We start from the raw sequence: 12688 nt of genomic DNA on the forward strand, positions 1-12688 counted from the left end.
TGATGCCATTTTTCTTTATACTGTCACTGAGGCAGGTTGGACATTTGATTTCTAGAGTTATTTGCATTTCTCTATTTTATCAAAATTCAACCTGCTTTTTTTCAGCATACTTTTTGAAACACCACCGGGATTTTTATTTCCTATCCTGACCGTGATCATATCGATCAGATTATTCATAACGTAAATAAAAAGAATGTGAAAGTGATCGTGATTACAGATGGTGAACGAATTCTTGGTTTAGGTGACCAAGGGATTGGCGGTATGGGGATTCCCATTGGTAAATTGTCGTTGTATACCGCATGTGGTGGCATTAGTCCCGCTTATACGTTGCCGATTACCCTCGATGTGGGGACAAACAACCAGCAGTTGTTGAATGACCCGATATATATGGGATGGAGTCAGCCCCGTATTAGTGGCGAAGAATACTACGACTTTGTTGAAAAGGTGATTAAAGCCATTCAGCAGCGTTGGCCGAAAGCCTTAATTCAATTTGAGGACTTCGCTCAAAAAAATGCGATGCCTTTATTGGAAAAATATCGCGATAAAATCTGCTGTTTTAATGATGATATTCAAGGGACAGCAGCGGTATCTGTCGGAAGTTTAATTGCAGCATCACGTGCTGCAGGCAAACAACTTAAAGATCAAGTGGTCACTTTCTTGGGTGCCGGTTCTGCGGGTTGTGGTATTGCAGAGCAAATCATCAAGCAAATGGTGGCTGAGGGTTTAACCGATGCACAAGCACGTGCACGTGTGTTTATGGTCGACCGCTTTGGTTTAATTACTGAAAATCAGCCGAATCTTTTAGATTTCCAACGCAAACTTGCCCAATCTACAGACAATGTTGCACATTGGGCTGATGCTGAATCTATGATTTCACTGTTGGATGTGGTCAAAAATGCCAAACCTACAGTACTGATTGGCGTTTCGGGACAACCGGGATTATTTAGCCAAGAGGTGATTGAAACCTTGGCAGCCAACTGCGAACATCCAATTGTATTGCCACTTTCCAACCCGACTTCCCGTGTAGAAGCTGTACCTGCGGATATTTTGCAATGGACCAAAGGCAAAGCACTTATTGCAACAGGTAGCCCATTTGCGCCAGTGAATTATCAAGGGAAAATTAATCATATTTCACAGTGCAATAATTCGTATATTTTCCCAGGGATTGGGTTAGGGGTGATTGCTTCAGGTGCGAAACGTGTGACTGAAAATATGTTAATGGCTTCGAGTACGGCTTTGGCAGATTGTTCGCCAAAATTGCAAGATCCTGAAGCAGATCTATTGCCAAGTCTGGATCATCTGCAAGACATTTCGAAGAAAATTGCATTGAAGGTTGCACTAGCTGCCATTGCGGATGGTGTGGCACCGAATGTTAGTGTTGAAGTTTTACAGCATGCCATTGAAGAAAATTTCTGGAAGCCTGAATACCGTGATTATGTGCGGGTAACATACTAATATTTATTGTGTAATTTTTTAGAAAAGGTGTATTACCCGTCGTAATACACCTTTTTTACGGTTTAGAAGATTTGAGCATAAAAAAAGCCCCCATCTTTCGATGAGGGCTTTTCTGAATCTGGAGCGGGAAAGGAGACTCGAACTCCCGACCCCAACCTTGGCAATAGTCACCGACATAAAATACACTAAATAACATAATTGGTATTTCAATAAACCCTATATATAACAGTTATATAGGGTTTTTATTTTGTGTGGTGTAATTTAAGGTAGAGTAGGGTGCTTTAAGTTTTGGTCACTAATTTTAATATGTAAATCAACAATAATTACCGACATATATATTCTCTTTCTAAGAGTAGTTTACTATTTGGTATAATATTATGATGAGGTTAGGGCTTTGACTGCTACGATTTCTGTTTGGCCTTTTGGCGTAAGACATACAAATATAAGTTTTCTACTTTTTCACGTGCCCATGGGGTGGTACGCAAGAATCGCAATGATGATTTAACACTTGGGTCTATGCAAAAACATCTAATCTCAATTTTACGACTTAAACCTTCAAAGCCACCGTAGTAATCCAATAATTCATCCAAAATGTCAGCAAGTTTTTTACCGTGTAAAGGATCATTGGTGGTGTTCATAATAGATCAATCGTATTTTGGGTGGCCATTATTATAACCTGGGCTAGTTGGAAAACTAGAGAGTTGGAATGTAGGTAATGATGGACTGAATAGCCACCAAAATTCTAGACACACATAACCATATTTTGGACTGCCACTGCTGTCCCACAATTTTTACAAGAGGAAGCTTACGCGAGCTTCCTCTTGATTGATGGAGGCTTTATCGAGTGAAAATAACGCTTTTAAGGTTTTTATTTCAAATAAATTTACTGGAATTATTCTGAGTAAGCGCTGAACTGTATTAGTTCAGAGTTAATCTGATTTTTTATCTTAGGAAAGAAAATTATTTCACCTAACCTTAAAATAATGTTTTTCAGTAACCAGCTAAATTTTTATTTGTTTATAAAGACGCTCTTTAGGGTCTTCATTTGATTTTGTGACTTTATCAGCAAATTTCTTATCTAACATCAAGGCTGCATATGTTTTGTAACCTATCTCCAATCGGTCTACCTTATTTCCTTCTTGTTCAAACTCTTCAATTAATTTATTGACTTTTTTTACGCTGATATCACTCATATCTTTCAACCATTTAATTTGGGGTTCTTTTAATCTAATCTTTAATTATTGAGATTAGATTAAAGTACAAAGCGCATTTAAGGGCTAATAGCTTATGGAGTAATCACCCCAGGTTAATTAACCCGAATCGCGGATAAGAAATAAACTTGAAAAATAAGAGGACTAGAGCCATCAGTTGAGTTACCAAACCTAAAGCTTTAGCCCCGATGTTCAATAGTAACGAATTATTCTGCGTAATTGATGATTTCTTTCTGAAATTTGAAGCAACTTATTGGAAATTTTCTAAATAAAGTCATCAGTCTATAAGAATTCGAATAGCCCAACTCAGCCTCTCAGAAATTAGTTTTATCGTCATTTGGTATATTTAGGACTTGGAAAAATTAGGCTTCATAGAAATGTCATAATTTAGAGATATTAATGTCATCGAACTGGATTAAAAAAGAACAAAAAACCCACAATAGCAAGCTGTTATGACTAAAAAAATATCCAGACGTGAACTGCTTAAGACCTCCATTGCAGGCTTCGGTGCTTTGTCTTTACCCATATCTTTGACCGCTTGTGGCAGTGATGAGGATGCTTCAGATCAAGCTCAGGCACATCCTAAAGTCGCTTTTAAACATGGGGTGGCCAGTGGTGATCCCTTACAGGATCGGATAATTCTATGGACACGCTTAAGTCCGGAAGATGAAAACCTGCGTTATCAGGTGCAGTGGGAAATTGCTGCCGATCAGGATTTTCGCCAGATAATCAATACAGGACAAGTTGAAACCAGTCGGTCGCAAGATTTCACGGTTAAAGTCGATGCGGATCGTCTATCGGCAGGGCAAACTTATTTTTACCGTTTTAAGTGTGCATCGGTATATTCATCTGTCGGTCAAACCAAAACTTTAGCCACGCAAAGCAAGCTGGTGCAATTTGCCGTTTGTTCATGTTCCAATTATCCAGCCGGATATTTTCATATCTATCAGGAAATTGCCCAGCAAGACCTAGATGTGGTGATTCATTTAGGGGATTACATTTATGAGTACGGGATGGGTGGTTATGCGACTGAACAGGCTGCAGCATTAGGCCGAAGTCTGGCTGCAGATAATGCTGAGGAAATCATTAAACTGGAAGACTACCGCAAGCGTTATGCCTTGTATCGAACTGATGCGGACTTACAAGCAGCACATCAGCGTCATCCATTTATTGTGGTCTGGGATGATCATGAGCTGACCAATGATACCTGGGAGCAGGGTGCGGAAAATCATGATGTTTCAGAAGGTGATTTTTTTGCACGTAAGCTGGCTGCTTTGCAGGCCTATTTTGAATGGATGCCGATTCGTCCAGTGTCTGAAACAGATCATTTGAATATTTATCGCCAGTTTAATTTTGGTGATCTGGTTCAGCTGAATATGCTGGATACTCGTATTTTGGCGCGTAACAAGCAATTGCAATATGCTGACTATCTTACCGCGACAGGACTAGATGCCAATAAATTTCAGACAGATTTGCTCAATCCGACGCGTACCTTGTTAGGACATACACAACGTGAATGGATACTGAAACAACTCAGCCAATCGAATGCCGTCTGGAATGTGCTGGGTCAGCAGGTGCTGATGAGCAAGATGCTAATTCCGGCCGAAATTCTGGCTGTTTTGGGGCAGATCACCAGTGGTCAGGCCACTGCAGATGTGTTGCTACAAGTGCGTCAGATGCTGACAGAACTGGTAGGCCTAAAAATACGCTATCTGCAAAATGATCCAACTTTGACAAAGGCAGAATTAGCCAGAATACTGACTGTTGTGCCTTATAATCTTGATGCCTGGGATGGGTACGTCGTGGAGCGTGAGGTGATTTATACGGCTTGTAAACAGCTGAATAAAAAACTGATTGTACTTGCAGGAGATACCCATAATGCCTGGAACTCCACTTTGAGAGATCAAGCCGGCAGTACAGTCGGGGTAGAACTAGCGACCAGTTCAGTTTCATCACCGGGTATGGAGAAGTATTTGCAGATTCCCTTAGCCCAGTTACAGGAATTTGAAATGGCATTTACTACGCTAATTGATGAGCTGAATTATTGTAATTTGAATCAACGCGGATACTTGAGTGTTGCATTTACCCCGGATCAGGTACAGGCGAACTGGATTTTTATCGATAGCATCCAGAATCGTAGTTATCAGGTTGATCAAAGCCGTGCGTATCAGCTTCAATTAGATCATGAATTAAATGAAATCAAACCGTTAAAGCAAACTGCCTAAGCTGCTTAGAGTTTAAATATCCGGGCCAATGCCCGGATATTTTTTTATAACATTTCATCCCTATAGCTATCAATATCCAGATGTTTGATCGTATTTGCAATACTGATGCTCATATTTTAGTAGCCGCGTATATAATCCGGCAAAGTGAATTAATTGCTGTTTTAGTTCGGCATACCGAGGATCATGGCTTGAATAAAAACGTAATTTTAGTCGTAGCAGGCAGGTTTTTTATAAGCCCAAAAACAGATTTTATGTAATGGGAACAAAAATCATGGCAGCCAAGGCCCAAGGAATTAAGAGCTTGGCTTTGTCCCTGATTCCGCGGATTTTAATTTGGGGATTTACGCATTGTTATGTGCATATCAACTCACCCATCAAAATAAGCCAAAAATTCTAATTATAGAATCAGTGGCTTAAACAGGATTCGGGTTAATTAAGATGTATGGTTTAATAAGTGCTGTTGTGCGATATACATGGGCTTATCCAAACTTGGTGTACATTGAATCCATGTTCCATCTGCTTGAAGCTCCCATGCACGGCGGTTATCTTGAAGATAATTCATTAAGCCATCTTGCAGAATTTGTTTACGAAGTTTTTTATCTTCGATTGGGAAACAGGTCTCGATGCGAGAGAATAAATTACGCCCCATCCAATCTGCACTGGCGCAATAAAGCTTGTTTTCGCCCTGATGGTAAAAATAATAAACCCGGGTATGTTCTAAAAAACGTCCCACAATTGAGCGGACTCGAATATTTTCAGAAAGCCCTTTCACTTGTGGGCGTAAGCAGCAAATTGAACGGACAATCAAATCGATTTGAACGCCCGCTTTAGATGCCCTATATAGGGCATCAATTAGTTGAGGTTCAGTTAAGGCATTTACTTTAATAATAATCTGCGCTTTTTTGCCTGCTTTGCTATTTTCAGTTTCAGTTTCGATGAGTTCAATCAATTGAGAATGCAGAGTAAATGGTGCATGAAAAAGTTTTTTCAATTTGACCATTTTCCCCATGCCTGTGAGCTCCTGAAAGACTTTATGGACATCTTCACAAATATCAGCATCACTGGTCAGTAGTCCATAATCAGTATAGATTTTGGCATTCATTGCATGATAGTTACCTGTGCCTAAATGAACATAACGTTTAATTTTGTCTATTTCACGACGCACGATCAGAATCATTTTGGCGTGGGTTTTATAGCCAACGATCCCATATACAACAACCGCCCCAGCTTCTTGTAATAGATTGGCAACTTCGATATTTGACTCTTCATCAAAGCGAGCACGTAATTCAATCACTGCTGTGACTTCCTTACCATTTCGTGCCGCTTCAGCAAGGACTTGCACAATTTCAGAATGTACACCACTCCGATAAAGGGTTTGTTTTATGGCTAACACATGTGGATCATGGGCTGCCTCTTTCAGTAGCTTAATGACCGGAGCGAAAGAGTGAAAAGGGTGATGTAATAAAACATCTCCGGTTTTTAATACCTCAAATATGGATTTTTTCCCATACAACACTTTCGGTAATTTTTGTATATGGGGAGGAAAACGTAACTCTGGCAAATTGAAGTTCGATATAAAGCGCGCCAGATTAAGCGGGCCGTCAATACGATAGAGTTGCTCTTGCTTAAGATCAAATTGTCCAAGTAAATAATCAATAATATTTTCAGGGCAATTTTTAGTCACCTCAAGTCTTACAGCCCGACCAAAGCGCCGTGAGGATAGTTCATCTTTTAAGGCAATTGCTAAGTCTTCAACATCTTCTGAGATAGTTAAATCTGCATTACGTGTGACCCGAAATTGATAACATCCCGTTGTTGTAACGCCTGGAAATAATTCATGAATATGTTGCTGAATAATGGCTGAAAGTAAAATGTAGTGTTCAGCCTCACCGGAAATACTTTTAGGTAACTTCACTAATCTAGGTAATGATCGTGGTGCGGGAACAATCGCCAAATCAATTTTTCGTCCAAAGGCATCGTTGCCTTCCAAAGTGACAATAAAATTTAAGCTTTTATTGGCTAAACGAGGAAAAGGGTGTGCGGGGTCTAGACTGATAGGCGTGACCACAGGTTGAACTTCATGATGAAAATAATTTTTAATCCATTCTTTATGTTTTTCAAGGATGTCACCATACTGAATGAAATGAACGCCATGTCCTTGCAGTTGTGGTAAGAGATTATAATTAAGAATTTTATACTGTTCTTCGACAGCTTCATGTGCAAGTTTGGAAATGGTGGTGACTATGTCTGAGATTAATAAGTCATCTGGACGAGTTCTAGCATGATCTGAAAGTTTAATTTGTTGCATTAAACTGGCAACTCGTATTTCAAAAAACTCATCAAGATTACTTGAAAAAATAATTAAAAAATTTAATCGTTCAAGTAAAGGGTATTCAGTATCTTTCGCCTGTGCCAATACTCGCTTATGAAATTCAAGTAAGGAAAGGTCCCGATTAATATAAGTTTTTAATGTATGTATGGAAGAATTTGAAGGCACATTTAAAGCAGTCATTTATGGCTCTTATAAAGTTAGATTGCAGCGCTGAAGGAAGCTAATAAAAATTCTTTTAAAACCTTTGGAAGAGGTCAATTAATTTTTTGTAAATAAAAAATGACCAGGTCTGCGGGAAGGCTAAGAATTGAACTTTATTCAATTGAGTATTCTGTGACTACTTAATGACAGATTTATGAAATCGTATTGTATTGTTGTTTCGTTTGGCGGATATATAGACTTTTTATCTGAATTTAGCAGAACAGGGGAATATTGATTCAAACTGAGACAATTTGGAGGCTTAATGGGGGAACTTTCTAGAAAAGCGATTTCAACTAAAACTGTCATCAGTTATTCATAGTGATGTCATGTATAAAAATTAATCTATTTTAAATTTTAACAACTGTTCAAAATCATGATGAATATAAAACCACAAATATTGAGTTTAAGTTTAGTGCTCATGGGGTGCTCATTTTCTGCACATGCACAATTAATGTTTAGTCAGTATATAGATGGCACATCCAATAAAAAGGGCTTGGAAATCTATAATCCAGACAGTTCAACAGTGAACTTAGCTGACTATGAGATTCAACAATTTACTAATGGTTCAATCACAAAGTCTGCGGCTTTTCAATTACAAGGCTCATTGGTAAGTAAAGCAAAGTACATTATTGGTCGAACAGAGTTGCAGGCAGTAATTGGTACTAAAGTCAATCAAGTGGCAGGACTTGCATTTAATGGAGACGATGCTTTAGTCCTGCTATATAAAGGTACGCCAATAGACCGTTTTGGTCGTGTGGGAGAAGATCCAGGTACTGGCTGGGGAGTCGATTTTAGTAGTTATCAAAATAGTTTGTCACGTACTAAAACTTCAAATAATGTAACTTCAATTGATCCTGCAGCAGCATTTGAGTTAGAAAGCGAATGGTCTAAATGGTCAAGTCGGGATGATTTTTCCCAGTATTTAGACACAAGCCCGCCTGTCACTCCACCCATTACCCCTATTAGTTGTAATACAGTAGATACCGCGATTGCAGACCTACAATCTGCCACTCAAAATCAACCGTATGTTGTTCGTGGTGTTATTACCGCAGACTACCGTTACGATAATGGTTTTTCTGGTTTTTATGTACAAACGCCCGATAGCAAAGCCAAAGCCAATTTGAGCAATGCTATTTTTGTCTATCTTCCTGCTAGTAGTAAAATCATTGGAGGGAAAGTAGGTGAAGAGGTTATTTTAAAAGGTCGTTTAACTTCATATCAAAATCAACTCCAAATAGATCAACTTGATCAAAATATTCAAACCTGTACTCCACAAGCATCCAATACAGTCACGGCACAGGCACTTAATTTGCCATTTAGCAGTTTGACGGATACAGCAGGAAATGTCCCTAAACGCTATCAAGGGATGCTGGTTAAAATCCCGCAAAGTTTAACGGTAAGTGAAAATTACAATTACGGTCGTTATGGTGAGCTATCTTTAAGTTTGGATCGCTTATATATTCCAACCAATTTATATCCTGCAAAATCTGCTGAAGCAGTTGCGTTAGCCAAGCAAAACTTACTTTCTAAAATTATCTTAGATGATGGCTATAACAATCAAAATAGAACACCATTGCTGCCGCAAAACTTCAATGCCTTAAATACATTAAGAACAGGTTCTCAACTGAAAAATGTTGAAGGGATTTTAGAGTATCGTTTTAATGCATGGCGAATTCAACCTATTCAGGCAAAGGCACAACCTGAAATTATCAAGGATACCAATTTACGTCCTTCAATAGTGATTGCAAAAGACGCTAAGCAAATTCGCGCTGCGGCTTTTAATGTCTTGAATTATGATAATGGTGCAGAAAAAGGTTTCCCAACAGAACGTGGTGCAACCTCAGAAGCTGAGTTTAAAAAGCAACATCAAAAAATTGTCAGTGCTTTAAAAACAATTGATGCCGATGTGTATGGGTTAATGGAAATCGCAAATAATGGTTTTGATGATAAAAGTGCAGTGGCATACTTATCGCAAGCCTTAGGTGCAGACTGGAAATATGTCATTCCAACCCAAATGACAAAATTAGGTACAGATGCAATTGCAGTTGCGATTATCTATAACAGTAAGCGCGTAAAACCTGTAGGTGAGCCTGCAGTTTATGATGATCAGACTGAAAAGAACCGTGTCACCATGGCGCAAAGTTTCCAATCTGTAAATGGTGGAAAAATATTTACGATAGTACCCAATCACTTAAAGTCGAAAGGCAGTTGTCCTACCGATAAAACTCTGGCCGATGCTGATCAGGGTGATGGTCAAGGTTGCTGGAATGCAACACGTTTAACTGCAGTACAAGAACTTATGCAGTGGATTGCAAAAAATCCAACACAAGTGGCTAAACCAAATTATTTGCTGGTCGGTGATATGAATAGTTATGCTAAAGAAGATCCGATTTTAGCATTAGAAAAAGCCAATTATAAAGTCTTGCTCAATGACGAAAAAATTGGACAAGGTAAAACAGCCTATAGTTATGTATTTGGTGTTGCAAGTGATGCCAATGGCAATGGGGGCGCAGGAAACCTAGACCATGCAATTGCTGATGCAGACTTATATCCAATGGTGAAACGCGCTTTTGCTTGGCACATCAATGCTGATGAGCCGACGGCCTTAGACTATAACGAAGAATATAAAACAGATGAGCAAATTGCAGCATTCTATAGCGATGATGCATTCCGTTCTTCCGATCATGATCCTGTAATTGTTGATATGGATTTAAACGAAAATATATCGAGTAATCCTGATACAGGAAAAATAAGCGGTGGCAGCATGGGGATCTGGTCAATGTTAACCTTAACGGGCCTCGTTTTAGTTTCCATGATACGCAGACGTAAATTTTGATATGAGTTCATCGACTGTAAATTAAGAAAACTGACGAAATAAATTTAATCTATAAGGGGAAATTTCATATTTCTCCTTATTTTATTGAGTGCTTAAAAAATTAGCCAAGCAATAATCAAACATATGCTTATTCAAAATTTATAATTTAAGCTTGGGGCATGAAATGAAAAGTTCCCTAATGGGATAACTTAACCATTTGTTAAAAAACAATTAGAAAAAATAGTGAATGTCATGAATTTTAAACAGCAGACCTACATGATGTTTGTTTAAATTATAATCAGGTGGGGTGGTCATGTCTTTTAATAATAAACTAACTAGGTATTCGGGTTTTACATGCAGTTTATTAGTTTCTAGTATGTTTTTAACTGGGTGTAATAATGATAGTAAAGAAAATACGAATATAACGCCTGTTATTCCTCCTAAACCGCTGGAAGTCAATTTAGTACATATTAATGACAGTCATTCACATTTGGATGAGGAAAGTACTATATTAATGCTTGAAACTTCGATGGGTAAACGTGAAGAAATACAAGTCTCTAATGGTGGTTTTGCACGCGTTGCTGCGTTGATGAATACTTTGGCAAGCACTGAGAAGAATCCAATAAAAATTCATTCAGGTGATGCCATTACTGGGGACCTCTATTTTACTTTGAAAGAAGGTGAAGCAGAGGCAGATCTCATGAATAGTGTTTGTTTCGATACGTTAACGCTAGGTAATCATGAATTCGATAATACGGATGATGGCTTAAAAAAATTTATTGGATTCTTAAATGATAAAGGTAATTGTGAAAATAAAACCCAAGTCTTGAGTGCAAATGTCGAGTTTGGAAAAACTTCAGCACTATACCAAACTAACCTTGTTAAACCTTATACAGTTATGGAAAAAGAAGGGCAGAAAATTGCTTTAATTGGTTTAACGATTGCCAATAAAACTAAAAATGCTTCTCGACCAAATCAAGATACTGTATTTAATGATGAAGTAGTTACTGCACAAAAATATATTGATGAGCTAAAACAGCAAGGCATCAATAAAATTATTGTTCAATCTCATTTAGGGTACGGGTTAGAAAAAGATTTAGCCACTAAATTGTCAGGCGTTGATGTCATTGTTGGCGGAGATTCTCATACCTTGCTGGCAGATGCGAAACTTAAAAGTTACGGTATAAGCCCAGAGGGTGACTATCCCACTGTATTAAAAAATAAAGATGGTGATCAGGTCTGTGTTGTACAGGCATGGCAATATAGTTATGTCGTCGGACAACTCAAAGTCAACTTTGATGCCGATGGTAAAATTGAAGCATGTGCAGGAAAAGCCAATGTATTGATTGGCGATGATTTTAAACGTACAGCTAAAGATGCTCCAGCATTGATGAGTACGGAACTAGATTCTATTAAGCGAGATATTGAAAATAGTAACTCCTTACGTATTGTACAGCCTGATGCTATAGCTTTAAGTATTTTAGAACCGTATAAAGTCGCTAAAAACTTATTAGGCAAAGAAAAAGTTGCCATTGCTAATGATAATTTATGCTTACGTCGTGTTCCAGGAATGACCAAAGATACATCACGTTCTAGTTTAGGTGATGTCTGCAATAAAGCAGATTTTATTAATCAGCATGGGGGTGATGTACAGCAGCTGGTTGCCGAAGCATTTCTACAGCAAGGTAAAAAATATTTTAATGCAGATATTTCAATCCAAAACGGAGGAGGGGTAAGGGTAGATCTGCCTCAAGGTGATATTACGGTAGAGAAAATTTATACAGTGCTGCCATTCAAAAATACCTTAGTACAATTAAATGCAACTGGCCAAGAAATTAAAGCAGTGCTGGAAGATGCCATGGATGCTGTTACGAGTAATAACACAGGCAGTTATCCATATGCGGGTGGACTACAATGGGATGTAGATTTAACTAAGGCAAAGGGTCAGCGTTTATCCAATTTAAAGGTTCGAAATGCACAAGGTCAATATCAGCCATTAAATATGAATCAGACCTATCAAGTAATTACCATCAACTTTCTGGCTGATGGTCAGGACTTTTACACAAGCTTTAAAGACATTACTGGTGAGCGTCGTATAGATGTGGGATTAGATTATGCAGAAGCATTTTTGCAGTATGTAGAAGGGTTACCTGGTGAAAAAGGGCAAAAGGCCTTGTCCCGATTGCCAGTTGAGCAATACAGCACGCAAAATTATAAAGAATAAAAAGGATTTATTGATAAAAGATAAAAATTTTGGCTCAGACCGATCCATAGTTTTAAAAAAAAGAAGCTCCATTGAGCTTCTTTTTTTTAAAACTATGGAAGAGGTGGTCCCACTTGTTTGAACAACTAAAAGCTTATTTATAAGTGATATTCTGCTCTAGTTAAGCTACCTTATTTTGTTGTGGTAGCTGGTCATAGTAAAACTCATCTGGAGTCATTTTGTCCA

The 12688-nt window shown here is 38.3% G+C and carries 6 protein-coding genes and 5 pseudogenes; 6 read left to right on the forward strand and 5 right to left on the reverse strand.

Translation table 11 applies throughout. From position 1 onward, the window contains the following. Nucleotides 1-126: 126 nt before the first annotated feature. Nucleotides 127-1455, forward strand: a pseudogene (locus tag FTT84_RS14710) (NAD-dependent malic enzyme); the annotation flags it as partial. A gap of 401 nt (nucleotides 1456-1856) precedes the next feature. Here FTT84_RS14710 and FTT84_RS14715 read toward each other — a convergent pair. The 3 genes and pseudogenes from FTT84_RS14715 to FTT84_RS14725 all read right to left on the reverse strand — a co-directional run bounded on the left by FTT84_RS14715 (nucleotide 1857) and on the right by FTT84_RS14725 (nucleotide 2648). Beyond that, a complete protein-coding gene (locus FTT84_RS14715; protein WP_004280931.1) occupies nucleotides 1857-2093 on the reverse strand; it encodes a VF530 family DNA-binding protein in 237 nt (78 codons plus the stop codon). 153 nt (nucleotides 2094-2246) lie between these two features. Next, nucleotides 2247-2372 (reverse strand): annotated as a pseudogene (locus FTT84_RS14720) (IS4 family transposase); the annotation flags it as partial. Between the two features lie 84 nt (nucleotides 2373-2456). Beyond that, nucleotides 2457-2648, reverse strand: coding sequence for a hypothetical protein (locus FTT84_RS14725; protein WP_005105075.1), 192 nt, complete (start codon nucleotides 2646-2648; stop codon nucleotides 2457-2459). A 206-nt stretch (nucleotides 2649-2854) separates the two neighbouring features. Here FTT84_RS14725 and FTT84_RS14730 point away from each other — a divergent pair. Together FTT84_RS14730 and FTT84_RS14735 are read left to right on the forward strand one after the other, a co-directional pair. Beyond that, nucleotides 2855-3010: pseudogene (locus FTT84_RS14730) on the forward strand (IS982 family transposase); the annotation flags it as partial. A 108-nt stretch (nucleotides 3011-3118) separates the two neighbouring features. Then, nucleotides 3119-4891 (forward strand): alkaline phosphatase, encoded by a 1773-nt coding sequence (locus tag FTT84_RS14735; protein WP_004280933.1) that lies wholly within the window; start codon nucleotides 3119-3121, stop codon nucleotides 4889-4891. A 44-nt stretch (nucleotides 4892-4935) separates the two neighbouring features. Here the strand turns inward: FTT84_RS14735 and FTT84_RS18185 are convergent. After that, nucleotides 4936-5148 (reverse strand): annotated as a pseudogene (locus FTT84_RS18185) (hypothetical protein); the annotation flags it as partial. A gap of 70 nt (nucleotides 5149-5218) precedes the next feature. Between FTT84_RS18185 and FTT84_RS18275 the strand changes: the two are divergent. After that, nucleotides 5219-5308: pseudogene (locus tag FTT84_RS18275) on the forward strand (IS982 family transposase); the annotation flags it as partial. 16 nt (nucleotides 5309-5324) lie between these two features. Here the strand turns inward: FTT84_RS18275 and ppk1 are convergent. Further along, nucleotides 5325-7403, reverse strand: a complete 2079-nt coding sequence (ppk1, locus tag FTT84_RS14740) for a polyphosphate kinase 1 (RefSeq protein WP_180081610.1) — start codon at nucleotides 7401-7403, stop codon at nucleotides 5325-5327. 394 nt (nucleotides 7404-7797) lie between these two features. Here ppk1 and FTT84_RS14745 point away from each other — a divergent pair, with 394 nt between their 5' ends. Together FTT84_RS14745 and FTT84_RS14750 are read left to right on the forward strand one after the other, a co-directional pair. Beyond that, complete coding sequence (locus tag FTT84_RS14745; protein ID WP_180081612.1) at nucleotides 7798-10260, forward strand: ExeM/NucH family extracellular endonuclease; 2463 nt, start codon at nucleotides 7798-7800, stop codon at nucleotides 10258-10260. Between the two features lie 292 nt (nucleotides 10261-10552). Beyond that, nucleotides 10553-12463, forward strand: coding sequence for a bifunctional UDP-sugar hydrolase/5'-nucleotidase (locus FTT84_RS14750; protein ID WP_005105082.1), 1911 nt, complete (start codon nucleotides 10553-10555; stop codon nucleotides 12461-12463). Nucleotides 12464-12688 lie beyond the last annotated feature (225 nt).

It is taken from the genome of Acinetobacter sp. YH01019, assembly GCF_013420285.1.
Classification (GTDB): Bacteria; Pseudomonadota; Gammaproteobacteria; order Pseudomonadales; family Moraxellaceae; genus Acinetobacter; species Acinetobacter gandensis.